The 2,489-nt window shown below is 47.2% G+C and carries 3 protein-coding genes; 1 reads left to right on the forward strand and 2 read right to left on the reverse strand.

Features of this window, described 5'->3' with window-relative positions:
- The first annotated feature begins 236 nt into the window (after window positions 1–236).
- On the forward strand, window positions 237–866 hold the full coding sequence (locus AC6F7T_RS12370; RefSeq protein WP_500719281.1) for a type IV toxin-antitoxin system AbiEi family antitoxin domain-containing protein: 630 nt from the start codon (window positions 237–239) through the stop codon (window positions 864–866).
- Window positions 867–1,431: 565 nt separating this feature from the next.
- On the opposite strand, the gene AC6F7T_RS12375 is transcribed toward AC6F7T_RS12370, so the two are convergent.
- Together AC6F7T_RS12375 and AC6F7T_RS12380 are read right to left on the reverse strand one after the other, a co-directional pair.
- A complete protein-coding gene (locus AC6F7T_RS12375) occupies window positions 1,432–1,878 on the reverse strand; it encodes a putative toxin-antitoxin system toxin component, PIN family (RefSeq protein ID WP_500719283.1) in 447 nt (148 codons plus the stop codon).
- Window positions 1,875–2,096: an AbrB/MazE/SpoVT family DNA-binding domain-containing protein gene (locus AC6F7T_RS12380; protein ID WP_500719284.1), complete on the reverse strand. Its 222-nt coding sequence runs from the start codon at window positions 2,094–2,096 to the stop codon at window positions 1,875–1,877. Before AC6F7T_RS12380 ends, AC6F7T_RS12375 begins: the two co-directional genes overlap by 4 nt.
- Between the last annotated feature and the right edge of the window lie 393 nt (window positions 2,097–2,489).

The raw sequence follows: 2,489 nt of genomic DNA on the forward strand, positions 1-2,489 counted from the left end.
CTACCCACTACCCACTACCCGATTTCCCCGCCCTTTCCTCTCCGCCTCTCCGTAAATGTTTTTTTTTCCGCTCACCGCTCACCGTTCACGGTTCACTGATTTCACTCCCCGTTTTTCCCGCCCTTGCCTTTTTATTCTGTAGACTAATTACCCAAAATCATATAGCTTAAAAACAGTAATTCTGCGCAGATAATTAGTTAAAACCTAATCAAGCCATCAGAATCAAAGGATTTACGATGGATGATTTACTGAAACCTTATGCGGGGATGGTTATTCGTCACAGCACTCTGCAATCTGTCCTGTCAGAGTATCAGGCCCCGAATTTCAAAATTCATCGCTGGCTGAGCGAAGGCCAGTTGCTGCCCCTAAAGCGCGGCATGTACGTCGTTTCTCCCAAACGATCGGGGGTGCCGGTCTCCTTGCCGTTGATAGCCAATCATCTCTACGGACCATCATACGTTTCTCTTGAATTTGCCCTCTCCTATTTTGGTCTGATTCCTGAAGGTGTCGCAGAGATTACCAGCGTCACCACAAAACGAGCGAAAACATTTAACAACAGTCTGGCGCGCTTTTCCTACCAACGACTGCCAACAACATATTATGCGCAAGGCATTCAACAACTAAAAGTCAGTGAAAAAATCAGCTTTATGATAGCAGAACCGGAAAAAGCCCTCTGTGACTGGTTAGTCCTCACACCCAACCTCAATATTTACTCGACCAGAGCCATGCGTATTCTGTTGCTCGAAGACTTACGCCTGGATGAAGAAAAATTATCCGAACTGAGTCCCGCAAAAATTCAGACATATGCACAAGCCGGCTGCAAAGCCAGAATCCTCAACTTTCTGGAAAAATGCCTTAATGAATAAAAAAATACTTGGACAGATCTTTCTTTACTCCTTGCTTTAGGAGACTAACATTTTTACCCCTGATTAAAGAACGGATTAAAGCGGTTGATATCAATTCCGCCAGACAGGATATCAGACGCTTCGTCACCGATGCCAAGGTTCTGGATATCTGGTCATCTGATTATTTTTTAACGTTGGCTGACAAAGTGAAGGTTATTACCCATGCAGACTGAGCCACTAAAGCGCTACCGCTAACGCGGGGGCTGCCACTTCGTGGTGTCATTTGTATAAAACCGTGAACCGTGAACGGTGAGCCGTGAGCGGTGAAAACCTTTAGTGAACGGTAAACAGTGAGCGGCTTACGGCTTACGGCTTACGGCTTACGGCTTACCGCTTACGGCTCACTGCTCACTGCTCACCGCTCACGGTTTACTGATTTCCCACTACCCACTACCCGTTTTCCCCGCCCTTTCCTCTCCGACTCTCCGTTAATGTTTTTTTCCGCTTACGGCTCACCGCTCACCGCTCACGGTTTACTGATTTCATTACCCGTTTTTCCCGCCCTCGCCTCGTTACTCGTTACTCTTCACTCATCACTGCTTTCCCATTCCCCACTCCCATCTTCACGAACATACAATCGCAACTGACCGGGCGGCAGAATCTTGAAGGGGCATAAATCCACAATGGCGAGCAAGTCCTGATCACCGGAGACTAATATGTCCGCATGACCGGCATAGGCAAGATCGATAAACATCTGATCATCCGGGTCAGAACATATTGGCAAATCGACTTCTGACACCGGCACTTCAACAACTGTGGTGAACGGCAAATATTCACCAAGCAACGCCTCAATATCAGCAGGCTCAAGTTGAAATTTAGGATAACTTAAAACCCGCATCAATTCAGCGACAGTATCCTGTGACACTAACGGATGTAATTCTGCCCACAATTGACGGATCCAGGCCGATCGACCATGAGCAAATAACAATGCCGAAACAACCACATTGGTATCAAAAACGACCCTCAAACTCATTTACGCCGGGCCCATTCAATGGCAGCAGTGACATCTTCCGCCACAATGCCCAGCTCAGCCAATTTTTCACGAACCTGATCCGCCCTGCCCGGTCGAACCGGAAACAACAGGATCTGACCTTTCTCCTCGCGAACGTCAAAGTAATCGACACCGGGAAACTTGTCGACAATCTTCTTGGGCAATGTAATCTGGTTTTTACTGGTTTTTTTCGCCAACATAAACAGCTCCAAAAGAAAGGATTCCTTACATTCGACATTATACTACATCTGGAGTTTGACCGAAATAGAAATGTCAACGCCGGCGCAATGAAGTTGGTGTTACTCTCTGCCATTGGTGGCCGCTGATGCATGCTGATGTTACGCAGATAAAACCGACACAATTAGGTAGTGGGTAGTGGGTAGTGGGTACTGGGTAGTGGGAAATCTTAACCCACTACCCACTACCCGTTTTTCCCGCCCTTGGCTCTCCGTTAATGTTTTTTTTCCGCTCACCGCTCACGGTTTACTGATTTCATTACCCGTTTTTCCGCCCTTGCTTCATCACTCATCACTCGTCACTGCTATCCCACTCCCCCTATGCATTGACCACAGTATCACTTTCATTGTAGACTT

Source organism: Pelovirga sp., assembly GCF_059864205.1.

What these genes read in the sequence shown, in the direction of transcription:
- AC6F7T_RS12370 (WP_500719281.1), top strand. Translation starts at nt 237, where the DNA reads ATGGATGATTTACTGAAACCTTATGCGGGGATGGTTATTCGTCACAGC.
- AC6F7T_RS12375 (WP_500719283.1), bottom strand. Translation starts at nt 1,878, where the DNA reads ATGAGTTTGAGGGTCGTTTTTGATACCAATGTGGTTGTTTCGGCATTG.
- AC6F7T_RS12380 (WP_500719284.1), bottom strand. Translation starts at nt 2,096, where the DNA reads ATGTTGGCGAAAAAAACCAGTAAAAACCAGATTACATTGCCCAAGAAG.